This is a genomic window from Knoellia subterranea KCTC 19937 (assembly GCF_000768685.1).
In the GTDB taxonomy this organism is placed as follows: Bacteria; Actinomycetota; Actinomycetes; order Actinomycetales; family Dermatophilaceae; genus Knoellia; species Knoellia subterranea.
On the sequence record NZ_AVPK01000003.1, the window covers coordinates 24,018 to 49,613 of the forward strand.

23 protein-coding genes, 1 tRNA gene and 1 other RNA gene are annotated in these 25,596 nt (G+C 70.2%); 17 read left to right on the forward strand and 8 right to left on the reverse strand.

What is annotated here, in order from left to right; translation table 11 throughout:
• Positions 1–44: 44 nt before the first annotated feature.
• Positions 45–410 (reverse strand): VOC family protein, encoded by a 366-nt coding sequence (locus N803_RS06115; protein ID WP_035903486.1) that lies wholly within the window; start codon positions 408–410, stop codon positions 45–47.
• A gap of 69 nt (positions 411–479) precedes the next feature.
• On the opposite strand from N803_RS06115, the gene N803_RS06120 reads away from it, so the two are divergent.
• From N803_RS06120 to ffs, 8 genes are all read left to right on the forward strand, one after another.
• On the forward strand, positions 480–1,352 hold the full coding sequence (locus N803_RS06120) for a helix-turn-helix domain-containing protein (RefSeq protein WP_052111907.1): 873 nt from the start codon (positions 480–482) through the stop codon (positions 1,350–1,352).
• A 43-nt stretch (positions 1,353–1,395) separates the two neighbouring features.
• Positions 1,396–1,483 (forward strand) — tRNA-Ser (locus N803_RS06125).
• A gap of 347 nt (positions 1,484–1,830) precedes the next feature.
• Positions 1,831–3,636: a glycoside hydrolase family 3 protein gene (locus N803_RS06130; protein WP_084764127.1), complete on the forward strand. Its 1,806-nt coding sequence runs from the start codon at positions 1,831–1,833 to the stop codon at positions 3,634–3,636.
• A gap of 78 nt (positions 3,637–3,714) precedes the next feature.
• Positions 3,715–5,067 carry an exo-beta-N-acetylmuramidase NamZ family protein gene (locus N803_RS06135; protein WP_035903488.1) on the forward strand — a complete coding sequence of 451 codons (1,353 nt, stop codon included), beginning with the start codon at positions 3,715–3,717 and terminating at the stop codon, positions 5,065–5,067.
• Entirely contained in the window at positions 5,064–6,818 is a 1,755-nt protein-coding gene (locus N803_RS06140; RefSeq protein ID WP_035903491.1) for a serine hydrolase domain-containing protein, read from the forward strand. The genes N803_RS06135 and N803_RS06140 overlap by 4 nt, the downstream gene beginning before the upstream one ends.
• 9 nt (positions 6,819–6,827) lie before the next feature.
• Positions 6,828–7,715 carry a MurR/RpiR family transcriptional regulator gene (locus tag N803_RS06145; RefSeq protein ID WP_035903494.1) on the forward strand — a complete coding sequence of 296 codons (888 nt, stop codon included), beginning with the start codon at positions 6,828–6,830 and terminating at the stop codon, positions 7,713–7,715.
• Positions 7,716–7,827: 112 nt separating this feature from the next.
• Positions 7,828–8,745: an N-acetylmuramic acid 6-phosphate etherase gene (locus N803_RS06150; protein WP_035903497.1), complete on the forward strand. Its 918-nt coding sequence runs from the start codon at positions 7,828–7,830 to the stop codon at positions 8,743–8,745.
• Positions 8,746–8,791: 46 nt separating this feature from the next.
• Positions 8,792–8,888, forward strand: an RNA gene (gene ffs, locus N803_RS17875) — signal recognition particle sRNA small type.
• Positions 8,889–8,907: 19 nt separating this feature from the next.
• Here the strand turns inward: ffs and N803_RS06155 are convergent.
• The 3 genes from N803_RS06155 to N803_RS18490 form a co-directional block, all read right to left on the reverse strand.
• Positions 8,908–9,630 (reverse strand): DsbA family oxidoreductase, encoded by a 723-nt coding sequence (locus tag N803_RS06155; protein WP_035903500.1) that lies wholly within the window; start codon positions 9,628–9,630, stop codon positions 8,908–8,910.
• An 88-nt stretch (positions 9,631–9,718) separates the two neighbouring features.
• Positions 9,719–10,918: an alpha/beta-hydrolase family protein gene (locus N803_RS17365; protein WP_052111909.1), complete on the reverse strand. Its 1,200-nt coding sequence runs from the start codon at positions 10,916–10,918 to the stop codon at positions 9,719–9,721.
• A complete protein-coding gene (locus N803_RS18490; protein WP_169743054.1) occupies positions 10,915–11,550 on the reverse strand; it encodes a hypothetical protein in 636 nt (211 codons plus the stop codon). Before N803_RS18490 ends, N803_RS17365 begins: the two co-directional genes overlap by 4 nt.
• A 164-nt stretch (positions 11,551–11,714) precedes the next feature.
• Here N803_RS18490 and N803_RS06170 point away from each other — a divergent pair, with 164 nt between their 5' ends.
• The 3 genes from N803_RS06170 to N803_RS06180 are packed head-to-tail and all read left to right on the forward strand — an operon-like array spanning position 11,715 to position 14,350.
• Complete coding sequence (locus N803_RS06170) at positions 11,715–12,953, forward strand: sensor histidine kinase (protein WP_169743055.1); 1,239 nt, start codon at positions 11,715–11,717, stop codon at positions 12,951–12,953.
• 4 nt (positions 12,954–12,957) lie between these two features.
• Positions 12,958–13,617 carry a response regulator gene (locus N803_RS06175; protein WP_035903504.1) on the forward strand — a complete coding sequence of 220 codons (660 nt, stop codon included), beginning with the start codon at positions 12,958–12,960 and terminating at the stop codon, positions 13,615–13,617.
• A gap of 22 nt (positions 13,618–13,639) precedes the next feature.
• On the forward strand, positions 13,640–14,350 hold the full coding sequence (locus N803_RS06180) for a methyltransferase domain-containing protein (RefSeq protein ID WP_211253464.1): 711 nt from the start codon (positions 13,640–13,642) through the stop codon (positions 14,348–14,350).
• Between the two features lie 17 nt (positions 14,351–14,367).
• Here the strand turns inward: N803_RS06180 and N803_RS06185 are convergent, their stop codons facing one another.
• Together N803_RS06185 and N803_RS06190 are read right to left on the reverse strand one after the other, a co-directional pair.
• Complete coding sequence (locus tag N803_RS06185) at positions 14,368–15,792, reverse strand: hypothetical protein (RefSeq protein WP_035903507.1); 1,425 nt, start codon at positions 15,790–15,792, stop codon at positions 14,368–14,370.
• Between the two features lie 2 nt (positions 15,793–15,794).
• The gene (locus N803_RS06190) at positions 15,795–16,442 is read right to left on the reverse strand and encodes an ABC transporter ATP-binding protein (protein ID WP_035903510.1); all 648 of its coding nucleotides are present in this window, start codon (positions 16,440–16,442) and stop codon (positions 15,795–15,797) included.
• A 176-nt stretch (positions 16,443–16,618) separates the two neighbouring features.
• Here N803_RS06190 and N803_RS06195 point away from each other — a divergent pair, with 176 nt between their 5' ends.
• The 4 genes from N803_RS06195 (at position 16,619) to N803_RS06210 (ending at position 21,012) form a co-directional block, all read left to right on the forward strand.
• The gene (locus N803_RS06195; protein ID WP_035903513.1) at positions 16,619–18,952 is read left to right on the forward strand and encodes a DNA polymerase III subunit gamma and tau; all 2,334 of its coding nucleotides are present in this window, start codon (positions 16,619–16,621) and stop codon (positions 18,950–18,952) included.
• The gene (locus tag N803_RS06200; RefSeq protein ID WP_084764144.1) at positions 18,949–19,632 is read left to right on the forward strand and encodes a lysophospholipid acyltransferase family protein; all 684 of its coding nucleotides are present in this window, start codon (positions 18,949–18,951) and stop codon (positions 19,630–19,632) included. The genes N803_RS06195 and N803_RS06200 overlap by 4 nt, the downstream gene beginning before the upstream one ends.
• Positions 19,633–19,793: 161 nt before the next feature.
• Entirely contained in the window at positions 19,794–20,393 is a 600-nt protein-coding gene (gene recR / locus N803_RS06205) for a recombination mediator RecR (protein ID WP_035903515.1), read from the forward strand.
• The gene (locus N803_RS06210; RefSeq protein WP_035903518.1) at positions 20,386–21,012 is read left to right on the forward strand and encodes a DUF5063 domain-containing protein; all 627 of its coding nucleotides are present in this window, start codon (positions 20,386–20,388) and stop codon (positions 21,010–21,012) included. The genes recR and N803_RS06210 overlap by 8 nt, the downstream gene beginning before the upstream one ends.
• 14 nt (positions 21,013–21,026) lie before the next feature.
• Here N803_RS06210 and N803_RS06215 read toward each other — a convergent pair whose 3' ends face one another.
• Both N803_RS06215 and N803_RS06220 read right to left on the reverse strand, forming a co-directional pair.
• Complete coding sequence (locus N803_RS06215; protein WP_052111913.1) at positions 21,027–22,193, reverse strand: ABC transporter permease; 1,167 nt, start codon at positions 22,191–22,193, stop codon at positions 21,027–21,029.
• Positions 22,190–23,128, reverse strand: coding sequence for an ABC transporter ATP-binding protein (locus N803_RS06220; RefSeq protein ID WP_052111915.1), 939 nt, complete (start codon positions 23,126–23,128; stop codon positions 22,190–22,192). Before N803_RS06220 ends, N803_RS06215 begins: the two co-directional genes overlap by 4 nt.
• A 91-nt stretch (positions 23,129–23,219) precedes the next feature.
• Here N803_RS06220 and N803_RS06225 point away from each other — a divergent pair, with 91 nt between their 5' ends.
• Both N803_RS06225 and N803_RS06230 read left to right on the forward strand, forming a co-directional pair.
• Positions 23,220–24,065, forward strand: a complete 846-nt coding sequence (locus N803_RS06225; protein ID WP_035903521.1) for an arylamine N-acetyltransferase family protein — start codon at positions 23,220–23,222, stop codon at positions 24,063–24,065.
• 241 nt (positions 24,066–24,306) lie between these two features.
• Positions 24,307–25,590 (forward strand): aspartate kinase, encoded by a 1,284-nt coding sequence (locus N803_RS06230; protein WP_035903523.1) that lies wholly within the window; start codon positions 24,307–24,309, stop codon positions 25,588–25,590.
• Positions 25,591–25,596 lie beyond the last annotated feature (6 nt).

The window sequence follows — 25,596 nt, forward strand, 5'->3', positions numbered from 1 at the left end:
ACGAGCGGCGGCGAGACTGCGGCGAGCGGATCGGTGGGTGGGCGTCACCAGTTGGCGGCCTGGGTGAGGCAGAACGGGTGGCCGCTCGGGTCGAGCAGGACGCGCCAAGTCTCGCCCGGCTGCTCGTCGGGGAGTGTGGCACCGAGGTCGACGCACTGCTGGGCCGCCGCGTCGAGGTCGTCGACGGCGAGGTCGAGGTGGAACTGCTTGCTGCCGTGCTCGTTCGGCCAGCCCGGTGCCTCGTGGTCGGGGAGTGTGCCGAAGCCGAGGGCGTGGTCGGGGCCGGTGAGCATCGCGTAGCCGTCGGCGTCGTGCGCGATGTCCCAGCCGAGGACGGCGTGCCAGAAGGCAGCGTCGCGGCTCGCGTCGGAGCTGTCGAGGGTGAGCATCTTGAGGGTGGCGACGGGCATGGTGACTCCTGGTCCTGTCCTGGTCCTGGCTGGTCGGGTGATGTCACCGAGCCTGTCTAGGGTGGGCGTGTGCCGGATAGGACAAACCCGCCAAGGGCCGAGGCGACGGCAACGTTTGCCGGGATCCTGCGACCGGAGCAGCTCGCGGACTACGTGCAGTTGCGGCGCTGGCCGGCGTCGGAGCGGGTGTCGCGGTGGGTCGAGAACCACTGGTCGCTGCGATGGGACCTGCCCGAAGGGGTGTCGTTCTCGAGCGAGGTCATCCCGCACCCGACGTGTTCGCTCACGGTCGAGCGCGGTGACCACCCGCGGCCAGGACTGGCCGACCTGGGCGGTGAGTCGGTAGTGGTGACAGGGGTCGTCACGAGGCGCTTCGACGTCGAGGTCCGCGGGTGGGGGAGGGTGGCCGGGGTGCGCTTTCGGCCGGGAGGGCTGGCGGCGCTCACGGGACGGTCGGCGCGCGACTGGACCGATCGGACGGTGGCTGCGTCGGGGATCGTGCCGCCTGGGATCGTCCGGGCGCTCGCGGCGATCGACCTCGATGGAGGTGACGCGGCGGGGGAGCAGGGGATGGCTGCGGTCGAGGCGGCCTTCCCCGACGGGCCCGCCGCGCGCATCGACGCCCGCTACGAGCGGGTGTTGAGCGTCGTGTCCGACATGCTCGAGGACCATGCCCTCGTCGGTGTCGCGGACCTCGAACGGCGGCACCACGTGTCGTCGCGGACGCTTCAGCGCGACTTCCTCGACTACGTCGGGGCCGGGCCCAAGTGGGTGCTCGGGCGCTACCGCATGCACGATGTCGTGGAGGCGCTGGACGGCGGATGGGACGGGCCGCTCACCGAGCTGGCGGCGCGCTTCGGCTGGTACGACCAGGCGCATTTCACTCGCGACTTCACCGCGCTCGTGGGCATGCCGCCGAGTCGGTACGTCCGTCGCGACTGACCGGATTTCGTGGCGCCGATCCGCTCGGGTAACCTCCTCCGTTGGAGGATTCGCATAGTGGCCTAGTGCGCACGCTTGGAAAGCGTGTTGGGTTAACGCCCTCAGGGGTTCGAATCCCCTATCCTCCGCCAGCCGAAGGGCCCCGACCACGCGTCGGGGCCCTTTGCGTCTCCCACTCCTTGCGCTGTTGGGACCTGTGGTGTGCGACTTCTTGCCCGGTTGGGACGTGCTCGATCGGCCGTAGGCCTCCCTCGCGTGTCCCAACCGGGCAAGAAGTCGATCCCGCAGAACCGGCCCGGCTGCGAGTCGAGCCCTTCGCAATCCCCGGGCCGGGCACATATGGGATCGCTCGACGTGGTGCGAAGTGACCACCCGGTACCTGTTGCGCGGACCATGCTCTGTGGCTAAGTTCCACTATCAAGAGCCAGCGCGTGAAATGTTCACACCGTTGTGAACCCCGATGAATCGGAGATCCCTGATGTCACGTCCATCCGTCACTCGTCGCACCGCCATCGCCGGAGCGGTGGCTGCAACCCTCGCCGCGGGAGCCCTGCCCGCGACCTCGGCCGGAGCCGCCGTCCCGGCAGGCCCGAATGGCTGGGTCACTTCGACCATCGCCCGAATGACGTTGGAGGAGAGGGTCGGTCAGCTCTTCGTCCAGAACGTCTACGGCAGCGACGCGACCACTCCCGACGCCCGCAACCTCCCCCTCTACGGGGTCGCAAGCCCGGCCGAGGTCGTGCAGAAGTACCACCTCGGTGGTGTCATCTACTTCGCCTGGACCGACTCGGTCCAGAACCCTCCCCAGATCGCTGGGTTGTCCAACGGCCTCCAGACAGCGGCGCTGACCCAGACGTCGAAGGTCAAGGTCCCGCTCGGCATCTCGGTCGACCAGGAACAGGGCGTCGTCACCCGCATCGGCCCGCCGGCGACCCAGTTCCCTGGCTCCATGGCCCTCGGCGCGGGCCGCTCCACCGAGGACGCCCGCACCGCCGCCGCCATCACCGGGCAGGAGCTGCGGGCCATGGGCATCAACACCGACTTCGCGCCGGTGTCGGACGTCAACGTCAACCCGCTCAACCCGGTCATCGGGACCCGCTCGTTCTCGAGCAACCCGCAGTTGGCGGCCGAGATGGTGGCCGCGCAGGTCCAGGGCTACCAGGAGGACGGCAAGGTCTCGGCGAGCGCCAAGCACTTCCCCGGTCACGGGGACACCGCGACCGACAGCCACGTGGCCTTCCCGATCATCACCCACACGCGGGAGGAGTGGGAGCGGCTCGACGCACCGCCGTTCAAGGCGGCCATTGCCAAGGGCATCGACATGATCATGACGGCGCACCTGAGCTTCCCGGCGCTCGACGACTCGGGCAACCCCGCGACCCTGAGCAAGCCGATCCTCACAGATCTGCTCCGCAACGAGCTGGGCTACAAGGGCATCATCATCACGGACGCGCTCAACATGCAGGGTGTGCGTGACCTCTACGGCGACGCCGAGGTCGCGGTGCGAGCCCTCGAGGCCGGCGCCGACCAACTCCTCATGACGCCCGCCATGGACGAGGCCTATGCCGCCGTCATCGGCGCCGTGAAGTCCGGCCGAATCAGCCAGGCATCGCTCAACGCCAAGGTCCGCCGCGTCCTCGAGCTCAAGGTCGAGCGCGGCATCGTCGCCAACCCGATGGTCGACCCTGCTGCTCTCGACTCGGTGGTCGGCACTGCGGATCACCTCGCCACCGCCGACGCCGTGAGCAACCGGACGACGACTCTCGTGAAGAATGACGACTCCGTCCTCCCGCTGGCCACGAGTGGCAAGAACATCCTCGTCACCGGCTACGGCGTGACGACGACGCAGATCCTCGCGGACGGCCTCACGCAGGCCGGCGCCGCTACCACCGTCAACCAGACGGGCACGTCGCCGACGGACGCCCAGATCGCTTCCGCAGTAGCCTCCGCGCAGGGCAAGGACGCCGTCGTCGTCACGACGATGAAGGCCTGGGACACTGCCGTCACCGACAAGCGCGCCGGGCAGCAGAAGCTCGTCAAGGCGTTGCAGGACACCGGAATTCCCGTCATCGTCGTCGCGACGCGCGACCCCTACGACATCGCCTACCTGCCCGGCACGGCGACCTATCTCGCGACCTACTCCTACAGCCCCGTGGCCATCCAGGCCGTGGCCAAGGTCATCTCCGGGCAGGTCACGCCCAGCGGCAAGCTCCCCGTCGACATCCCGACCAAGGACGACCCCAACACCGTCCTCTACCCCTTCGGCCACGGCCTCGGCAACTGACACTCACACCTGCCTTGTGTGTATGAGGCCACGGTCCAACGTGGCCTCATACACACAAGGCGAGAAGGAAGGCATGTCATGACTGCATCCCACTCGCCCAACCGCCGACAGCTCCTCACCGGAGGCGCCGGGCTCGCCGGAGCCGCCGCCCTCGGACTCGCCGCCGGGGCACCCGCGCACGCCGCGACGGCAGCCGGCACACCGGCATACATGCCGCTCGTCAACGACCCGGCACGCAAGGTGACTCCGGGTGCGGACGTCGCCGCGGCCGCCAACTGGTCCATGCTCGCCGGCCGCAAGGTTGGCATCATCACCAACCCGACCGGCATCCTTCGCAACCTCCGCACGATCGTCGACGAAATGCACGAGTCGGGTGCCGTCGACATCAAGGGCGTCTTCGGGCCGGAGCACGGCTTCCGCGGGACCGCGCAGGCCGGTGAGGCGGAGGAGACCTATGTCGACGAGCGCACCGGGCTCACCGTGTACGACGCCTACGGCGCGAACACGGCGAAGTTCGCCGGCATGTTCCGCACCGCAGGCGTGGACACCGTCGTCTTCGACATCCAGGACGTCGGCGCGCGGTTCTACACCTACATCTGGACGATGTACACGGCGATGAAGGCCGCCGTCGAGACCGGCGCGAGCTTCGTCGTCCTCGATCGCCCGAACCCGATCGGTGGCACGGCCTACGGCCCGATGATGACCGAGCCGTGGACGAGCGGTGTGGGTGCCGAGGCCATCGTCCAGGCGCACGGCATGACCGTCGGCGAACTGGCCCGCTTCCTCAACGTCGAGATCCTCCCGAGCGACACCGGCGGCCGAAGCCTTCCCGAGATCGAGGTCGTCGAGGTCAAGGGCTGGCGCCGCGATGTCACGTATGCCGGCACCGGCCTCCCGTGGGTCATGCCCAGTCCCAACATGCCGACTCCCGACACGGCCCTCGTCTACCCGGGTACGGGCATGTTCGAGGGGACGAACCTCTCGGAGGGGCGCGGGACGACGCGTCCGTTCGAGCTCATCGGCGCCCCCTATGTCGACTACCGGTGGGCCGAGCGGCTCGCGGGTCGCGGTGTGCCCGGTGTGGCCTTCCGCGAGGCGTACTTCACTCCGACCTTCAACAAGCACGTGGGCAAGGTCTGCGGTGGCGTGCAGGTGCACATCACCGACCCGTCGGCCATTGACCCGATCCGGGTGGGCGTCGAGATGCTCGTCGCGGCGAAGTCGATCTTCAGCGACTTCCAGTGGCGCTACGACAGCTACGACCCGGCGCGCCCCTATTGGATCGACAAGCTCACCGGCTCGACCCGGCTCCGCGACCAGATCACCGCCGGCGCCGACGTCGACACCGTCATCGGCGCGTGGAAGGACGAACTCGCAGCCTTCGACGCCGCGCGACAGCCGTATCTCATCTACGGCGGGCCGGCCCGATGAACCTGCCTCGCAGGGTGGTGCTCGCGGGCGGATTGGCCACGGGGACAACGCTTCTCGCGTCGCCACTCGCTGCCCGCGCCGAGGATTTCGACCGACCGTTCACGGGCTTCGCGCCACCGTCGACGGTGCTGCGTGAGGGTACGCCCGCGTCCGTCGGGCTCGACCCGGCACCCATCGAGACGGCGAAGGCACAGGTCATCTCGCACCAGACCGCGGTGCCGGGTGGGCATCCGCTCTATCCCGGGCACGTCGGTCTCATGGCTCACGACGGGGTCGTGGTTGCCACCCAGGCGGACGGGTATGCCGTCCGCTACCGGAACGCGACCGACGAACTTCCCGAGGCCGATCGCGTTGCGATGCGTCGCGACACGATCTTCGACATGGCGTCGGTGTCGAAGCTGTTCACCTCGATCGCCGTCGTCCAGCTCATCGAGGAGCGGCGGGTCGAGCTGGAGGCGGCGGTCGCGGACTACTTGCCCGAGTTCGCGGCGTCGGGAAAGGAGTCGGTGACGATCCGGCACCTGCTCACCCACACGAGCGGGTTCACGTCGTGGCTACCGCTCTACAGCGCCTATCCGGACAAGGCATCCCGGATCGCGGCGGTGATGCGCCAGCCGCTGGCGAACCCGGTGGGGACGGTCTATCTCTACAGCGACCTGAACCTCATCACGCTCGGCGTCCTCGTCGAGAGGCTGCGGGGTCAGTCCCTCGACGAGGTCGTCGCCAGCCGGCTCACCCGGCCGCTCGGCATGGTCGACACCGGCTACAACCCGGGCGCGCGCGGCCTCACCGACCGGACCGCGGCCACCGAGTTCCAGGCCGTGCCGGACCGAGGGATGGTGCGTGGCGAGGTGCACGACGAGAACGCCTGGTCGCTCGATGGTGTCGCGGGACATGCTGGGGTGTTCTCGACCGCCGACGACCTCGCGGTCCTGTCGCAGGCGCTGCTCAACGGCGGCACCTATCGGGGTGCCCGAGTGCTCGAGCGCAAGAGCGTCTCCCTGCTCATCACGAACTTCAACGAAGCCTTCCCCGGCGACGACCACGGACTGGGGTTCGAGCTCAACCAGACCTGGTACATGGATGCGTTGAGTGGCCCGCGCACGGCCGGCCACACGGGCTACACCGGCACCTCGATCGTCATCGACTTCGCCTCGAGGTCGTTCGCCATCCTGCTGACCAACCGGGTGCACCCGTCGCGGTCCTGGGGCTCGATCAACGTGGCCCGGCAGGAGTGGGCCGGCGGCCTGGGACGGGCGCTGCCGATCAGTCCTCGGGGCAGCCATGTCTCGTGGGAGACCCGGCCCGAGCACGCGGCCAATGCGATCCTGTCGACTCCCCTCGGTGCGGCATCCGGCCCGGGCGTGGGTTCCCGGGGTGCTCGCCTCGCCTTCGATCTCATCGCCGAGACCGAGGCGACGGACGTGCTCCGCGTCGAGGTCACGACGGATGGTCAGGAGTGGGTTCTCGTCCCGCTCGACATCCGGCACCCCGGCGACAGCCGCGCTGGTGCAGAGGGTGGCGAGCTCAGTGGCACACCAGGCGAACGGCAGTGGACGCTCGTGCGCGGCGAACTTCCGGCCGGCTCGCGGGCGCTGCGCTGGCGCTACACGACCGACCGCAACACCTTGGGCCGGGGTGTCTCGGTGAGCCGGGCACGGGTCGTCGAGCCCGGCGGGGTGCTCGTCGACAGTGATGCGGCTCCAGACACATTCTCGGCTTCGGGCTGGTCGAAGCAGTTGAGGTCGTAGTTTTGGGCCATGTCCTCACCGACCACCGCGCCCGACATGGCTGATGCGCCTCTCCTCGTCCGACTCCGAGGGATCCGACCGACGCTCACGCCTGCCGAGGACCGCGTCGCCACCGAGGTGCTCGCGGATGCCCGCCGTGCCTCGGACCTGACGATCACCGAGCTCGCGCAGGCGGCGCGGACGTCGGAGACGACCGTCCTCCGCTTCTGCAAGCGGCTGGGTCTCAAGGGCTACCCGCAGCTCCGCCTGGGGCTCGCGGCGGAGTCGGCCATGCCGCGCGAACAGCGCATGGCGGGCAGCGACATCAGCGCGACCGACACCATCGACGACATCATCGCCAAGGTGGCCGCGGTGGACTCCAGTGCAGTGGAGGAGACCGCGCAGCAGTTGGACCGGGCAGCACTCAAGGCCTGCGCCGACGCGGTGGCCAAGGCTAGCCGGGTCGACATCTACGGCATCGGTGCGAGCGCGCTGGTCGGGACTGACCTTCAGTCAAAGCTGCACCGCATCGGCCTGGTCTCGTTCGCTTGGAACGACCCGCACATCGCCCTGACCAGCGCCACCCTGCTCACCAAGCAGGACGTCGCGATCGGCATCTCGCACTCGGGTGCCACGGCCGAGACGATCGAGTCGCTGGCGGCTGCTCGGGAGCGAGGCGCCACGACCGTCGCCATCACGAACTTCCCCTTGTCACCGCTCGCGAAGTCGGCGGACATCGTGTTGACCACGGCGGCCCGGGAGACCTCTCTGCGATCGGGTGCGACGGCCAGCCGGATTGCCGCCCTGACCGTCGTCGACTGCCTCTACATCGCGGTGGCCCAGCGCGACCTTCCACGGGTCCGCAAGGCCGTGGCGGAGACGCGCAAGGCCGTGTCGAGTCATCACCTCACCTCGTGATGCCACCACTCGGAGTGCGGGTCTGCGCCACCTGTCACGCGACCCTGGCATCGGCTCATGGTGACTGATTCACATGCTTGACGCTGCCAGCGTGAGAAACTAACGTTCGAGCATGGCCAGCGACGTCCGGGTGAGCGCACCGACCGAAGAACGCCATCCGGCCACGACCGAGATCGACACCGCGTCGACCCTCGAGATCCTGACCCTGATGAACGACGCGGACCGCTCGGTCGCCGACGCTGTCGCCGCCGTCCTGCCCGAATTGGCCGTCCTCGTCGACCACGCGGTCGAGGCGATCCGCGCCGGCGGGCACGTGCACTACTTCGGCGCCGGGACCTCCGGTCGCCTCGCGGTCCTCGACGCGGCCGAGCTGCTCCCGACGTTCAACGTGCCGGAAGGGCTCTTCGTCGCACACCACGCCGGAGGGTCGGATGCGCTCCTGCGGGCCGTCGAGAATGTCGAGGACGATGTCGACCAGGGCGCTGCCGAGGCTGCCGACCTGACCTCCCTCGACATCGCGATCGGCCTCACCGCATCCGGCCGCACGCCCTTCGTGCAGGGGGCGCTCGCTGCGGCTCGGGATCGCGGCGCGCGCACCGCGCTGGTGACGGCCAATCCGGGAGCCGAGCTCACGGCATACGCGGATCATGTCCTCGCCGCGGAGACGGGACCGGAGATCCTCACCGGGTCGACCCGCCTCAAGGCCGGCACGGCCCAGAAGCTCATCCTCAACGGCTTCTCAACAGCCGTGATGATTCGGCTCGGCCGCACGTGGTCCAACCTCATGGTCGACGTCGTCGCCACCAACGCCAAACTGCGTGGCCGCACCATCCGCATCCTCCAGGAAGCCACCGGCGTCGACGAAGGGACCGCTCGCACGACGCTCGATGCCGCGGGCGGTGAGCTCAAGCCCGCGCTCCTGTCACTGCTCGCCGGCGTGCCTGTTCTTGAGGCCCGCGCCGCGCTCGCGACGCACGGCGACTCGGTCGCCACGGCGCTGCGCGGTGTGGCGCCGGACGTTGCCCAGTAGCCCCGGCCGAGTTGGAGGAGGGCCGCCGGGCCGGGTTAGACTTCAACCCGGCACCCCGCGTGGTGGTACCTCACTGAACTCCCCCAGGGCAGGAATGCAGCAAGGGCAGGTGAGCTCTTCCAGGTACGCGGGGTGTCTTCGTGTCTCGAGCGTGCGAGGGGATCAGGCGCCGCAGGCGCAGCCGCCCTCACACCCGCCGCAGCCACCGCCGCGAGCTTCGGGGGCGTTGCCGCGGTCGGCCCAGGTCAGCTCGAGGGCCCGGACGAGACCGTCGACGGGCTGGGCGCCGGTCACGGCGAACTTCTGGTCGAGGACATAGGTCGGCACGGCCGTGATGCCGATCTGGTTGGCCGTCGCCTCGTCGGCGCGCACGTCGTAGCCGTAGTCGTCGGAGCCGAGCATCTCGCGCACGTCCTTCTCGCCGAGGCCGGCGTCGACGGCGAGGCGGACGAGGGTGTCGGTGTCGCCCAGGGCAGCCCCTTCGGAGTACCAGCCGCGCATGATCCGCTCGGTCACCGGCTGCTCGAGGCCGCGGGCGCGAGCGAGATGGATGAGGCGGTGGGCGTCGAAGGAGTTGCCGCCGCGCAGCTTCTCCCACTGGAAGTCGAGCCCGACCGCTGCGGCGTCAGCAGCCATCGCCTCGTGCTGGGCCACCATCTCGTCGCGGGAGCGGCCGTACTTCGCCGCGATGCGGTCGATGACGGCACCCTCCTCGACGGCCGGGGCGCTGCGGTCGAGCTGGTAGCTGTGCCACACGACCTCGACCTCGCGGGGCTCCTCACCCTCGGGGGTGGCTGCGGCGAACTCATCGAGGGCGAGCTCGAGCCGGCGTCGTCCGACGTGGCAGAAGGGGCAGACCAGGTCGATCCAGACATCGATGCGCATGGATTGAACGATACGTGGCACCACCAAATCGGCCCTTGTGTGCCCCAGCGGTCCCACTCCGGGACCGCTGGGGCACACAAGGCAGGTTTCAGTCGCAGGTCTGGAGACGGGCCGGCTGGTCCGAGCCGTAGCGGTGCCCCGCCCCTAACGGCACCGCCAGCGCCCCGAGCACGTCGGCGCCGGTGTGCACCACCGACACGACCGGCAGCCACGCCCGGTGTTCGCCCGTCGGGCGCCACGCCATCGCGGGGGAGCCATGCACGATCGGGTCGTCGGGGTTCGCGGCGACCGTCTCGCGGGCGAGGCCGGTCCGGTGCCCACCGGGCGTCCCGAGCCAGAACGTCGAGCACACCGCCGCGCGCCGCATGTCGCCCAGCGCTCCCGGCGCTGTGAGGGCCGCCTGCCCCGCCGTCGCCCCGAGACTCTCACCGACGACGTGCACCTGGGGGCGTTGTCCGTTCGGGAGCGCGTCCACCCGGGCCACCACCTCGTCGACCAAGGCCTCGGCCCCGGCCACCGCGCCGTCACGGTCGAGGAGGTACGCCATCCAGCTCGGTCGGTCGTCATACTGCATCGCCACGGTCGCCACATCCGACCCGAACCGCTGCTCGAGCCCCGCGACGAACTCCGGGTTGACCCACCCCGAGCCCGTGGGGATCACCACGACGACATGCTTGCGGCCCAATCCGCCCGCGGCCTCCAGCCGGTCCACGGCGAGCCGCGCACGGGTCGCGTCGTCGACGGAGTCGGACAGGCCGGCATACGCCCGCGAAGCGCCGACGGGCGAGGTGGTGAGCAGCACCTGGTCGCCCGCGTCGGCGGCCCGAGCGCTCGCCGGCGCGAGCACCACGAGCGACGAGACGGCTGCCAGCGCCACTCCACGTCGAGAGACGACTGCGCGACGTCGCCACATCCAGCCGATCCCGCGGACGATGCCGACGACACCTAGCCCTGCCGCCAGCGCGACGCCAAAGTCGTTGAGGGACAACGGATCCATGCCGATGCGTGCCCGCATACCGTCCTGGACGGTCAGGGCGAGAACGACCAGGTATGCCGTCAGCGCACCTCCCAGCACCACCGCACCGATGCGCGTGCGGCCTTTGAGGTGGGGGTGCGGCCCGGCCACTCGCCGGCCGACGGCGAACACGAGGAGGAAGCTGAGCGCCGAGAGCACCCCGAACGCCACCGGCAGGTGCGGAAGGAACGACGGGAAGGTCGACACGCCCACGGCGACGGGCGTGGCCAGGGCCGTGGACGCGCGCGGAGCTCGCAGTGCCGGGAGGTTCATCGCGCCACCTGCCCGTGCGTCGAACCGCGTCGGTCCGTGAGTCGCGAGGCCCCGAACGCAAGGGCGGCGACACCGACCCCCACGGCCGGCGCGATGCTCAGCGCCGTCTCGGACTCCGGCACGTCGTAGCCCTGGCGTGCGCTGTTGATCCGGACGAAGCCCTCGGCGATCTCGGCCCATGCGAGGCAGTGCGCTCGGCTCAGGCCCCCGGGGCGCGTCGAGCACGACCGGGGCAGTTCGATGGCGAGCCGGTCATCGACCGCACGCCGCGCCTCGGGGGGGAGCGCGCGACCGGACCGGCCGGCATACCGGAGGAGGTCGTATCCGAGGTCGTGCTGCCGGCACGCGGCGACGAACTCCCCGGGCAGAGGGACGGGTGACGAGCAGTCGCCCGTCGGGTCGCCCAGCAGGCCGTCGGTCGTCGTGGGTTGGTAGCCGAAACGGCGCGAGAAGTCCTGCGGCACAGCGGAATCGGCGACCCCCGCTGGTTCGGAGGTAAGCGCCCGGACCGCCGACTCGGCGGCCGTGTCCGGGGTGGGTGAAGAGGAGGCGCTGGGCGCCAACGACAGCCCCGCCGCACTGGCGAGACCGGCGACGGCGACCGTCCGGAGGGCTAGGTGTCTGGTCAACATGCGGCCACCCTCGAAGCCGGGAGCGCCCACGGTCGTCGCCCTCGGGAGCCGTTCCACGGGGGCACGTCGGGGCGACGGAGGCCGGCGGGTGATACCCCGGAGTGACCCCGGATTCACTCCGTCGTATGACGCCTCAGCGGGCCGTGCTGCCTAGGGTTGAGGGCATGATCGGAGGCAGATTCGTGAGCGCCGCGGGGCGAGGAGTCGCCCGCGTCACGGGCCCAATGGGTCAGCTCACCTGGCGTGGCCTCCGCTGGGTCGGCTCTCACTCGGACGTCCTCGTGGCCCTGCTCGCCCTGCTCATGTTCATCATCGGCTGGGCGACGATGCCGGAGACGCACGACGTGCAGGTCTCCCTCATGCCCGTGCTGGCGCTCGCTCAGGCGGTCCCGCTGCTCCTGCTCCGCCGCGCGCCCGTCGTCGGCTGGGCGATCGCCCTCGGCGTGTCCGTCTTGTGGTGGGCCGCCGTTCCCGCGCTCCCGGATTCACCGATGCCGTGGCCGGTGGTGCAGTTCCTCGTGCTGCTCGCGACCCTCATCGCGGTGGGCCTCTGGGGCCGCTGGGTGGAGATGCCACTCGTCATCGCAGTGACGGGCCTGATCCTCTATCTCCTCCTGCCGGGCGACCTCGAGGCCTGGGCCATCGGTCAGGCGCTGCTCATCGCCGTCGCGGTCCTCGTGCGGTGGCTCGTCCTGTCCCGGCGCCAGCTCGCGGTGCAGCAGGAGGAGGTCGAGAACGAGCGGGCCCGACGGGCGGTCGTGGAGGAACGCAGCCGCATCGCTCGCGAACTGCACGACGTCGTCGCGCACCACATGTCGATGATCGTCGTGCAGGCACAGAGCGCGCCCGTGCGCCATGGCCTCGACGACCCGGACGTGACCGCCGAGTTCGCCGCGATCGAGGGGTCGGCGCGCCAGGCTCTCACCGAGGTGCGTTCCGTGCTCGGTGTCCTCCGCGACGAGAACGGCCCGGTCGAGACCGCTCCCCAGCCCGATCTCGCGCAGCTTCCAGCGCTGGTCAAGTCCTCGAAAGCAGCGGGTATGCCGTTGACCTCCCGGGTGCGTCTCTCACCTTCGAAGGTCCCTCCGGGAACGGCACTCGTGCTCTATCGCGTGGCCCAGGAGTCGCTGGCCAACGCCGCCCGCCACGCGCCCGGCGCCGCCGTCGAACTCACCCTCGAGGAGGAAGCCGGATGGGCACGGCTCATGGTGCGCAACTCAGCCGCTCCGGCCGGGGCACACCCGGCGACGGGACACGACAACGGCGGCAACGGCATACGCGGAATGTCCGAAAGGGTTGCGGCCGTGGGCGGAACGTTCGAGGCATCGCCAGTCGGCGAGGGGTTCGTCGTCGTCGCGACAGTGCCGCTCGCGGGCCGTCCGCAGGTTGCGGGCCTAGGGTGACGTCATGATCACGGTGGTCATCGTCGACGACCAGGCCATGGTGCGACAGGGGCTCGGGGCGCTGCTCAACGCGCAGCCCGACCTCCAGGTCGTCGGTGAGGCGGCCGACGGTGCGGAGGCTGTGCGGGAAGTGGCCCGCTTGCGTCCCGATGTGGTCCTCATGGACGTCCGTATGCCGGAGGTCAACGGTCTCGACGCCGCCGCCACCATCCTGGGGTCGCCGAGCCCTGACCGGCCACACGTGTTGATGCTGACGACGTTCGATGTGGACGACTACGTCTATGAAGCGCTGCGCATCGGGGCCAGCGGGTTCATGCTCAAGGATGCTCCGGCGGACGAGTTGGCGCGCGCGGTTCGTGTTGTGGCACAGGGAGATTCGCTGCTCGCTCCGTCGGTGACCAAGCGGCTCATCGCCGAGGTGACGCGCAACCGTTCGGGAGTTCCCAAGGAGTCGGCGGCGCTGCGGGAGTTGACGCCGCGCGAACTCGAGGTGCTCGAACTCATCGCCCGCGGGCTGTCCAACACGGAGATCGCGACGCGGCTGTTCGTGGCCGAGCAGACGGTGAAGACCCACGTCTCGCGGGTGCTGACCAAGCTGGGACTGCGGGACCGCGCGCAGGCCGTCGTCTTCGCCTACGAGCACGGCGTCGTGACCGCGGGATGATGGATGCGATGGAGGTGAGGTGATGGACTGTTGCTCAGGGCCGAGTGGCGCGTCGGGACGTGACCCGGGGCGCGAATCCGGACGCGAACCGAAGGGCTACGACGAGTTCTTCTCACAGGGTTTCTCGCGATCGAGTGCGCGCCGCTACGACCGACGCGGACTGGCGCGTCTCGCCGGCCGGGTCGTCGACTTCCTCGAATCACGCGGGATCCGCGACGCGACCGTCCTCGAGGTCGGCGGTGGCATCGGCGACCTGCACGTCGAGTTGCTGCGTCGCGGTGCTGCGACGGCCACGAACCTCGAGATGTCCACCAGCTATGACGCGGACGCGCGTGCCCTGCTCGAGCGCCATGACCTCGTCGGGCGCGTCGACCGTCGGATGGTGGACATCGCCCTCGACCCGGAAGTCGTGGCACCGGCGGACGTCGTGGTCCTCAACCGGGTGGTGTGCTGCTACCCGGACTACGAGACCCTGCTCACCGCGGCGGGGGAGCGCGCTGGGTCCCTGCTCGCGTTCAGCCACCCGACTGACTCCGCGCTCAACCGCATGGTGACCCGCCTGGAGAACGCGTGGTTCGCGCTGCGGCATCAGGAGTTCCGTACCTATGCCCACGATCCCGAGGCCATGGTCGCCGTGGTCGAGGCGACCGGTCTGCGTGAGGTCGCACGTCATCGCGGATTCGTCTGGAGCTTCGTCGGGTTCGAGCGGCCGGCCCATCCGGCTGGGAGCTGACCGCCCAAGGTGACCGGTCAGACGTCGCGGTGCGCGAGGTTCTCCTTCTGCACACGGTTGAGACCGACATACAGAAGCCAGACCGGAGCGACCCACGTCGCGATGACGAACATGCCGGACGTGGGGAAATGCGTTGCGCCCCAGACGATTCCGCCGATGAGGAGGGTGCTGAGGAGGGCCGGGAACGAGTACCACATGAGCACCGTCTGCGGTGACGGCACGGGGCTGAACTGTGACGTCGGCGGGCGGCCCCGATAGGCGGCAAGGAGGGTGCTCCCGCAGAGCAGCAGCGAGGAGATGACGAGCCACGGGAGGACGTCGGGCAGGCCTGCGCCGGCCGCGCGGCCCGACAGGGTGCCGACCACGGCCGTGACCACCAGGTGGTTCGCGGCGGGCACGACGAGATGGGCGAGGGCGGCGCGAACCGGCGGCAAACCGAAGAGTGCCGGCGTGCCCATCGTGTCGGCTTCGAGCCGCAGTCCCTCGGACAGGGCACTGAAGCCGGCGAAGCTCACCGCGCCCGCCAGCAACCCGACCATCGGTGGGACGGCCGAACTCCCCAGCGTGGCACCCAGTGCGCCGGCAGCTGCAGCCGTGAGGAGCACGCCCACGACACCTGACGTCGGCGTGCGCCGGAGGCCCAGGAGGTCCCGCGCGACGATCGTGGCCACCGGTCCGCGATGCCGCAGCCGAGCGCTGCGGGCCCTCGTGATGGGTCGGGCCGCTTCGAGGCGCACGGCTCGCAGGTCTCCCGCCTGGACTCCACCGAGGATGCGCCCGGACCGGGCGGCCTGCGTGCGGAGCTCGGTCAGTCCGAGCCGCTCCACCTCCCGCCTCGTGTGTATGAGGCCACGTGAGGGCGTGGCCTCATCCACACGAGGCATGGTGGGAGGCAGGGGAGGGGAGAGCCGGGATTGACCGAGGAGCCAGGCAGCCCCGGCCAGCAGGCCGACGATCAGACCGCCCACGACGGCCACGGGGACGACCCAGGCGCCCGAGACCTGCGCACCCCAGAGCGACGTCCCCACCAGCAGCCCCGCGAGTCCGCCGGCAAACAACACCGCAAACAGGGAGTATCCGAACCACGGCCGCAGCGCCGCCCACCTGCTCACGGACGAGCTGACGACGAGGTCGACCCACGGCACCGGCGCCACGACCGGACCGCGGACCCGGCCGGCCTCACGCGCCACTAGCACCAGAGCCGCGACGACCAGCGCGCCGATGAGCATCGCCCACGGCGAGGTCAGTCCGGCGGCCATGCCAGCGCGATCGCCGGCAACGAGCAGGGCCCGCAGGACCGGGAAGCCGTAGAGGCCGACGACGATGAGGGTGACGTACGCGGCATACGCAACGTCCTTGCGGGCCGAGTCGCCGCGGGAGCCGTGCAGGACGTGGCGGGCGTCCTCGAGCCGGTCGACCGCGTCGTCGGTGTCCGGGTGCATGGTCAGGCCTCGGCGGCGACGAGATCGACCACGTGGTCCTCGGGTCCGCCGGTGAGCCGCTCGGTGATGAGCGGGTCGTGGCACGCGAGGACAACCGTTGTGCCGGCGTCCCGCCGCGCCGCGACGAGGTCGGCAACGAGAGCGCGCTTCTCGGTGTCGAGGCGCTGCTCGGGTTCGTCGAGCACGAGCACGGTCGACGGCCGGAAGAGGGTGAGAGCGAGGCGGAAGAGCTGGGTCTGTCCCGAGGACAGTTCGTGGGGGAAGCGGCCCGCGAGAGCACCGATACCCAACGCATCGAGGGAGTCGGCGACCCGCTCGTCCCCGGTGTCGGCGTTGCCGCCCCAGGTCGCGTCGATGAGGACCAGATGGTCGCGCAGGGTGAGGTCGCGGTAGGTCGCGGGCGGGCCCATGAGAGCGGCGACCGCTTCGCGCACGACAGGGTCGCGCTCGTCGGCGACCCGATCGTCAAGGTGGACGGTGCCCGTCGAGGGCGGGAGCGTGCCCGTGAGGATCCGCAGCAACGTCGTCTTGCCCGATCCGTTCGGGCCGCGCAGCACGAGGCAGGATCCGCTCGGGGCGGTGACGGACACGGGCGCGAGCAGCGTCGCCGGACCGATCACCTTCGAGACGTCGACGGCGCGCAACTCCATGGGTCGCACGGTACAGAGCGCCACTCCACCGGAGGGAAGATGCGGGGTCCGGAGGGCTATGAAGCCTCCCTGTCCCGCAGCTTCCCTCATGGGGAGCAAAAGTTGAGGTGAGCGGTATCCACAGGGGTGACCACGCGGCATACCGGCTGTCGTTCGCGACGGCTAGGTTGGTCGCCGTGAGCACCGCCCTCTATCGCCGCTACCGCCCCGAGACGTTCGCCGACGTCATCGGGCAGGAGCACGTGACCGAGCCGCTCATGCAGGCGCTGCGCACGGGGCGGGTCAACCACGCCTATCTCTTCAGCGGCCCCCGCGGGTGCGGCAAGACGACGAGCGCCCGCATCCTCGCGCGCTGCCTCAACTGCGAGCAGGGCCCGACGCCGACCCCGTGTGGTGAGTGCGACTCGTGCGTAGCGCTCGCGCGCGGTGGCCCCGGCACGGTCGACGTCATCGAGATCGACGCGGCGAGCCACGGCGGCGTCGACGACGCGCGTGACCTGCGCGAGCGGGCGTCCTACGGGCCGGCGCAGAGCCGCTACAAGATCTACATCATCGACGAGGCGCACATGGTGACGCCGCAGGGCTTCAACGCGCTGCTCAAGATCGTCGAGGAGCCGCCGGAGCACGTGAAGTTCGTCTTCGCGACGACCGAGCCCGAGAAGGTCATCGGTACCATTCGCTCGCGCACGCACCACTACCCCTTCCGGCTCGTGCCGCCGGGTCAACTGACCGACTACATGGAGCGGTTGTGCGCCGCCGAGGGCGTGTCGGTGGCGCCGGGAGTGCTGTCGTTCGTCGTCCGTGCCGGTGGCGGATCGGTGCGTGACTCCCTGTCGGTGCTCGACCAGCTCATCGCGGGGTCCGGCGACGAAGGGCTCACCTATGAGTCTGCCGCGGCGCTGCTCGGCTTCACCGACGGCGAGCTGTTGGACGCGGCGATCGACGCCTTCGGAGCCGGTGACGGGGCAGGGGCGTTCAGCGCGATCGAGCGGGTCATCGAAACCGGACTCGACCCGCGCCGCTTCATCGAGGACCTCCTCGAGCGACTGCGTGATCTCATCGTCGTCGCCGCGGTGCCCGACGGGGCGTCGGCCGTGCTGCGCGCGCTGCCACCGGACCAGCTCGAACGCATGCGCCAGCAGGCTGCGGCCTTCGGCGGTGGTGCACTCTCCCGCGCGGCCGACGTCGTCAACGCGGGTCTGTCCGAGATGACCGGCGCGACGGCGCCACGGCTCCAGCTCGAACTCATCGCGGCCCGCCTCCTCCTTCCGGCCGCCGCCGGAGAGACGGGGTATGCCGCTCGCCTGGACCGTCTCGAACGTCGCCTCGACGTCGGCGGAGTTCCCACGGGGGCTGCCGCGCCGCCTGCACTGTCCGTTCGGCCCGCCGCCGCTCCGGCTCAGCCCACCCCACAGGTCGCTCCGGCCCAGCCGGCCGCTCCGGCTCACCCGGTTGCCCCCGCGGTCCAGGCCTCGACCGAGCCCGACCGGCGGCCACCGGTCCAGACCGTGCCGGCAGCTGTGCCGACGCCGTCGACCGTGGACCACTCGGAGGAGCCGCCAGAGCCGGACGAGCCCGAGTTCCTCGAGCCCCAGCCACCACGGACTGCCCCAGCTCCGAGCCCGGCGTCCGCCCCGGTGCAGAAGCCGCCGACGGCCGGCCCCGGCAGTGCCCCGTCGATCGACCATGGTTCACCGGCTCAGGTGCAGGGCCACGTCCAGACCCACGCTCAGGCTCCGGTGCCAACCCCTGCCGACCAGCCTCCAGCACGTCCCGGAGGCATGGACACGGCGGCGATCCGGCGGTCGTGGCCCGACGTCCTCGCCAAGGTCTTCGAGCTGCGCCGCACGACGTGGACCTTCGTGTCCGAACACGCGCAGGTCATGGACTTCGACGGCGAGCGGCTGCTTCTGGGCATCTCGACGACGGGTCTGACCAACACGTTCCGCCGCGGCCCGCACGCGACCTATGTCCAGCAGGCGCTCATCGACGTCCTCGGCATCGACACCCGGGTCGAAGGAGTGCCGGCCGACGGTTCGGCCCTCGCCGACGGGCAGGGCGTCGCCACGATCGATCCCAGCCGTCTGGCCGCCCCCGCACCCCAGCAGTCCGAGCCGGCCCCGCAGGCGCAGCCCTCGGCCAAGGCCCGCGCGGAAGCGCACGGTGCCGCAGCCGCCCAGGCCGCAGCGGCAGGTGGGCCGACACACGAAGGCGAGCGGCCGGCATACGCGCAGGATCAGCCACCGTCGACGCAGGCCGACTGGGGCACCGGTCCGGCCGACGGCGCGAGTGCGCCGGCCTGGGCGACGGCGCAGGTGGACGAGCCGGTGAGCCCGTTCGCGCGTGCCAAGGAGGTCGTCGCCGCCGAACCCGACCCGGATGAGACGCCCGTCGCCGACGACTCCGCCATCAGCGAGGATGACGAGGACATCGAAGGCCTGGGCGAGGTCGGTGTGCCCGTCGTGGAACGCATCCTCGGCGGCCGGGTCATCCACGAAGAGGACGCGTGAGCACGTACTACTGGGTCAGTCGCACGGCAGTCATGTCGCTCGCACACGCCATCTGGCGGCCCACGATCCGCGGCAAGGACAACGTGCCGCGCGAAGGCGGCGTGCTGCTCGCCAGCAACCACCTGTCGTTCATCGACTCGTTCGCCATCCCGGTCGCCGCTCCACGCAAGGTGTCGTTCCTCGCCAAGGCCGAGTACTTCACCGGCACCGGCGTGAAGGGGCGTTTCGTGCGCGGCTTCATGGAGGCCGGCGACGCGATCCCCGTCGACCGCGACAGCAGCAGCAATGCCAAGGACTCGCTCGATCTCGCGCTCGAGGTGCTGCGCGCCGGCAAGGCGTTCGGGATCTATCCCGAGGGCACCCGCTCGCGCGACGGCCGGCTCTATCGCGGCCGGACGGGTGTGGCGTTCCTCGCGCTCACGGCCGGCGTCCCCGTCGTTCCCGTGGGGCTCATCGGCACCGACAAGGTGCAGCCGGTGGGTGCTCGCGGGCTGCGGATGGCTGACGTCACCGTGTCGTTCGGGTCACCGATTCACCCGTCCGCGTATGCCGGTCAGCCGGCCGGGCGTGCCCGCCGACGGCTCACCGACGACGTCATGGATGCCATCGCCGCCCTGAGCGGACAGGAGCGGGCCGACGCGTACAACGAGCGCCCCGCCTCGGACGACCCCGACGACTGATCCGACCGGCGACACGTCCAGACGACCACTTCTGCGCGAGGCGACCACCTCGAGCTGGTCGCCTCGCGCACAAGTGGTCGTCTCGCGGCGGCAGCCGAGGACACGGTGCCGAGAAGGCCGCGCCCGGTCCTGGAGTCGGCCCCGTGGCCTAGGCTCAAGGTGTGTACGAAGGCGCAGTGCAGGACCTCATCGACGAACTCGGCCGACTTCCGGGCGTCGGACCCAAGAGCGCGCAGCGCATCGCCTTCCACCTGCTCCAGTCCGATGCCGTCGACGTCCAGCGACTCGTCGACTCGCTCGTCCAGGTCAAGGCGAAGGTCCGGTTCTGCGCGACCTGCTTCAACGTCGCCGAGGCCGAGCAGTGTCGGATCTGCGCCGACCCGCGGCGCGACGCCACGAGCATCTGCGTCGTCGAGGAGCCCAAGGACGTCGTGGCGATCGAGCGGACTCGTGAGTTCCGTGGCCGCTACCACGTGCTCGGTGGCGCGATCAGCCCCATCGATGGCGTCGGTCCCGACGACCTGCACTTCCGTGAGTTGATGACGCGCCTCGCGAGCGGAGAGGTCACCGAGATCATCATCGCCACCGACCCCAACCTCGAGGGCGAGGCCACCGCCAGCTATCTCGCCCGCTTCCTCAAGGGCATGGACCTCAAGGTCACCCGGCTCGCGTCCGGGCTGCCCGTCGGCGGCGACCTCGAGTACGCCGACGAGGTCACCCTCGGCCGCGCCTTCGAAGGACGGAGACTGCTCGATGCCTGACCCGACGACCGCCCCCGACGCAACACCGTCCACCGCCGATGCGGGCCAGGCGCCCACCGCGGACACGCTCTCGGACCTTCAGGCCCTCGCCGCCGACTCGGCCGCCGAGGCGCGCACTTACCTCACGACCGTCACCGACATCGCCTCCGGTGCCAACCCGGCCGCCGCGTTGCCGCTCGGACTGCTCGCCCTCTCGCAGGTGCTCCTCATGGGAGCTCGGCTGGGCGCGATCGAGGACATCGTTCCGGAGGACCGCTTCGAGGCCGACCCCGGCCCGGACGTCGAGCTCGACCCGTTGCGCGAGAACCTGACCAACCTGCTCGAAGGGCTCGACGAGTACGCCGATGTCGTCGACCCGGTCACCGAGCCGGAGCTCACGACGGGCTCGCTCTCCAACGACCTGACAGTCATCGCGGGCGCCCTGGCCCACGGCCTCCGTCACCACGAGGAAGGCCGGATCCTCGAGGCCCTGTGGTGGTGGCAGTTCAGCTATCTGTCCGACTGGGGCGAGCGCGCGGCCAGTGCGTTGCGGGTCCTTCAGGCCCTGCTCGCGCACGTCCGGCTCGATGCCGACGCCGACGCCGTGTCCGAGGCGGAGTTCGACGCCCTCCACCCCTGACCGGGAAAAGACCGTCAGGCGATCCGGGTGCCGCTCGGCAGGCGCCGCACAGGCGTCTGCACCCGACGTTCGGCCACCAGCACGGAGACCAGCCCCAGCGCGACGAGGAATGCCAGACCCCACGGCCACACCGGATGGGCATTGCGCCGCTCCAGGGCTGCCGCGTCACGCGCAGCCTGGGCCCGCTCGAACGCGTCGTCGGTCATGGCCGAGCTGTTCGGGGTCGACCCGGCGGGCGCGAGATAGGAGCACTCGTCCACGACGTCGTCACCGTCGCGCGGCCCCGCCTTGGCGTCGCGGGAGCCGTCGCTGATCCAGCGCATCGGCGTGAACCCGCCCGTGAACGTGCCCCCGTCGGCCAGTCGCGACGGGGCGGCATCGGCCACGACGACGAACGGGTTCACCGCGAGCAACGGCCACAACCGGTCGGTGCGGGAGACGTCCTGGGTGCGGGTGAACACGTCGCAGTCGGCCTGGGTCGGCTGCGGGATTCCGCCGTTGGCCGGCGGCTCGGCGCCCTCGACGGGTGGCTCGGTCTGGGCTGCCCAATAGCTCTCCGGCACTCCGTTGACGCGCACGGTCACGCTGTCAGTGAGCAGCACCGCACCCAACAGGAAGGTGATGAGCGATCCGAAGACCAACGCCGCGAGTGTGAGATAGGTCAGCACGGCCGACGCGACCGGTCGGGCCGTGAGCGTCGAGAACATCAGCCCGACCGCGGCGACGACGGCGAGGACCAGGACGAGCACGAGCAGCGACAGGAACACGCGCCCGATCGACAGCCCGCCCTCGATCCATGCCCACGCGAGGAACGGCAGCGCCGTCGCGAGGAAGCACAGCGACACGAGCCACGACGCGAGCAGCTTGCCGAGGACGAGCTCCCACGACGTGACGAGTGTGGTCTGGACGGTCGCGAGGACGCCGTGCTCGCGGTCACCGTTGACGGTCGTTGCGGTGAGTGATGGGACGACGAGCATGCCGAGCGCGAGGACGAAGAAGGTCGTGACGTCATAGAGCGAGGGCCCCGACGAGATGTTGCTCTCGCGCACGGCCCGCCACGACGCGAACGTCACGAGCCCGATGATGACGAACCACGCACCGAGCACGAGCGGCCAGCGCGACGTCCGCGCGCGCTGCACCAATTCGAGCCGCGCGACGGTCCAGAGTCGGCGGGCGTTCACTGCCGGTCCTCCGTCGCTGCGAGGTAGGCGGCTTCCATTTCCCCGTGCAGAGGCGCGTATGCCGTGATGCCCGCCCCGCTCTCGACGAGCCGTGCGAGCAGCTCGGCTGCCTGTGGGTCGCCTTCCAGCAGAACATCCACAGCCGTCCCCGCGTCGTTCCAGTTGGCGCCGACCTCGCGCAGGGCCGCGACGAGTCGGCCGCGATCGAGTGCCGCGACCCGCCACGTGCGGGCCACCGGGGTCGCGCCGTCGACGGCCTGGCTCTCGATGCTCCGGCCGCGGGACACGATCACCGCACGGTCGGCCATTTCCTGGAGCTCGGTGAGGATGTGGCTCGACACGAGCACCGTCGTTCCGGACGCGGCGAGACCGCGCAGGAGGTCGCGCAACTCGATCCGGCTGCGGGGGTCGAGGCCCGATGCTGGCTCGTCGAGGATCAACGTCGTCGGCCGGTGGAGCAGGGCCCGAGCCATACCGAGCCGCTGCTTCTGACCGCGCGACAGGACCCGAGCGCGCCGGTCCGCGAGGTCGGCGAGGTGCACCTGTTCGAGGACCTCGTCCGTTCGAATGCGGGACTCCGCAGCTCCCAGGTCGTACATCGCACCGATCGTGTGCAGCACCTCGCGCACCGTCAGTGCGTCCCACGTCCCGAAGCCGTCGGGCATCCACCCGATCCGCCGCCGCACTTCACGCGGGTCGTCCACGGGGGAGTAGCCGTCGATCGTGATCGACCCGTCGTCGGGCACGAGCAGAGTCGCGAGCATCAGCATGAGCGTCGTCTTGCCCGCACCGTTGGGTCCGATGAGCGCGGTGACCTCACCCGGGCGCGCGACGAGCGAGATGTCGTCGACCGCCACGACGTCGCCGAAGGCGCGATGGACTCGTTCGACGACGATCCCTCCGCCGTTCGCGACCGCGCCGTCCGCAGAACTCATGACGGACAACCTAGGCGGGCGGGCGGCATACCCGAATCGCCTTTGACTCACGATTGGATCTCAGGTGCGGTTGAGGTGGTGTGATCGACGCATGACCGATCCCTGGACCGTCGACCGACTCGACCTCGAGGCCTACCTCGCGCGCACCGGTGGGGCTGTCGAGGAGCCCGGACTCGCAGCGCTCGAGCGGCTGCAGACGGCGCATGCCGAGACCTTCCCGTTCGACAACCTCGACGTCCTGCTCGGCACGCATCCCGGAGTCGCGCTCGAGACGGTGCAGGAGAAATTCGTCGGTCGCGGACGGGGCGGCTACTGCTTCGAGCACGCCACCCTCTTCGGTGCAGTTCTCGAACGATTGGGGTATGCCGTGACGCGTCACCTTGCGCGGGTGGGTGAGGTCGCGACGACGCCACGGACCCACTTCGTGCTCGTCGTCGACCTCGATGGTGGCCAGTTCATGGTCGACCCAGGGATCGGTCGCCCGCCACTCGGGCCGATCCCGCTCGTCGACGGTGGGGAGGCGGTCCACTCGGGGTGGCGGCACCGGGTGCGCCGCGTGAGTGAGGGGCGGTCGTGGGCGCTCGACCGGCTCGTGCACGGCGAGTGGGAGTACATGCACACCATGGACGACCTCCCGGTGCAGCCCGTCGACGTCGAGATGGGGCACCACTGGACGAGCACGCACCCGCGCACCCACTTCCGCTCGACCCTCATGTGCACGCGGTTTGGGCGCGACGCCGACGGTGCGTCGAAGGTGACGACGCTCAGCCTCGACGGGGTCTCGGTTCGGCGTCCGGACCGGCCGACGGAGCACCGCGACTACTCGCGTGACGAGCTGCCCGACGTGCTCACTGAGCTCGGCGCACACCTCACCGCGGACGAGACGATGCGCCTGGCCGACATCGTCGACACCCTCCGCGCCGCCCGCGCGACCTGACGGGCGCGACCGCCGGAGCCGACCGCAGCCCCGACCCCCGCACCGACCGGAGGGAACGTGAAGGGTCCGGAGGGCACGTAAGCCTCCGGACCCATCACGATCTCTCATGGGGAGCAAAAGTTGGGGCGGGTCGGGAAGGGACGGACCGGCATACGGGCGTCATTTCGGGCGGCGAAACGGCTCGTTAGACTCGCTGGCGACCACCCGCGGACCCCGCGATCCCCACCGCCCGGGAGTGCACGTGCCCATCGTCGTCCAGAAGTACGGCGGCTCCTCGCTTGCCGACGCCGAGAGCATCAAGCGCGTCGCGCGCCGCATCGCCGAGACGCGCAAGGCCGGCAACGACGTCGTCGTCGCAGTTTCCGCCATGGGTGACTCAACCGATGAGCTGCTCGACCTCGCGCAGGACGTCAGCCCGCTGCCCCCGCCGCGCGAGCTCGACATGCTCATGACCGCCGGTGAGCGCATCAGCATGGCGCTCGTCGCGATGGCGATCCACGACCTCGGCATCAGCGCACGCTCGTTCACGGGCAGCCAGGCCGGCGTCATCACCGACGAGGTCCACGGCAAGGCCAAGATCATCGACGTCACCCCGGGCCGCATCACCGAGGCGCTCGGCAAGGGCCACGTCGTCATCGTCGCCGGCTTCCAGGGCGTGAGCCAGACGACCAAGGAGATCACCACCTTGGGTCGCGGCGGCACCGACACGACCGCCGTCGCGCTCGCAGCCGCACTCAAGGCCGACGTGTGCGAGATCTACACCGACGTGGACGGCGTCTTCACCGCCGACCCGCGCATCGTCCCCAAGGCCCGCAAGATCGACCGGATCTCCGCCGAGGAGATGCTCGAGCTCGCGGCGTGCGGTTCCAAGGTGCTGCACCTGCGCAGCGTCGAGTACGCGCGTCGTTATGACATTCCCATCCACGTTCGCTCCTCTTTCACGCCGAAAGAGGGCACCATCGTCACCGACCAGCCCGGTCAGCAGGGTTCTGAAGGAGAAGCCGTGGAAGCCCCGATCATCGCCGGCGTCGCGCACGACCGCAGCGAAGCCAAGATCACCGTCGTCGGTGTGCCCGACCAGAAGGGCAAGGCGGCCCAGATCTTCCAGGCCGTCGCCGCGTCCGAGGCCAACATCGACATGATCGTGCAGAACGTGTCCGCGACCGACACGGGCCTCACCGACATCTCGTTCACGCTGCCCAAGACCGACGGGCAGGGCGCGATGGAGGCCCTCCAGGCGATCCAGTCGGCGGTCGGATTCAGCGGGCTGCAGTACGACGACCAGATCGGCAAGCTCTCCCTCGTGGGTGCGGGCATGCGCTCCAACCCGGGTGTCTCCGCGACCTTCTTCAAGGCGCTCGCCGACGCCGACGTCAACATCGAGATGATCTCGACCTCGGAGATCCGCATCTCCGTCGTGACGCGCAGCGAGCTCCTCGACGAGGCCGTCCGCGCGGTGCACTCGGCCTTCGGGCTCGACAGTGAGGATGGCGAGGCCGTCGTCTACGCCGGCACGGGCCGCTGACAGGTC